Below are 253 nucleotides of genomic sequence, written 5' to 3'. Positions count from 1 at the left end.
ACGGGACCGTGACCGATGACGACGCCTACGAGGCGAGCGACCCGTACGAGGCCGGCGGTCCCCACGGGGCGAGCGGAACGTACGAGGCGCGCGACCCGTACCGGTTGGAAGCCATGTACGACTTCCTCCCGGCCGACCTGCCCTCACCGGCACCGGCGCAGGTACCCGCACCCGCACCGGCACAGTCGCCCTCGCCGTCCCCCTCGCCGTCCCCCTCCCCCTCGCCCTGGTACGACGACACCGCGTCCCGCGA

At 73.9% G+C, this 253-nt stretch carries 1 pseudogene; it reads left to right on the top strand.

What is annotated here, in order from left to right:
- Positions 1-8 precede the first annotated feature (8 nt).
- Positions 9-253: pseudogene (locus AOK08_RS40110) on the top strand (hypothetical protein); the annotation flags it as partial.

The organism is Streptomyces graminilatus (assembly GCF_001418565.1).
GTDB classification, from domain to species: domain Bacteria; phylum Actinomycetota; class Actinomycetes; order Streptomycetales; family Streptomycetaceae; genus Streptomyces; species Streptomyces graminilatus.
Note: the sequence above shows the minus strand (reverse complement) of the source record. Positions and strands in the feature narration are given on the sequence as shown.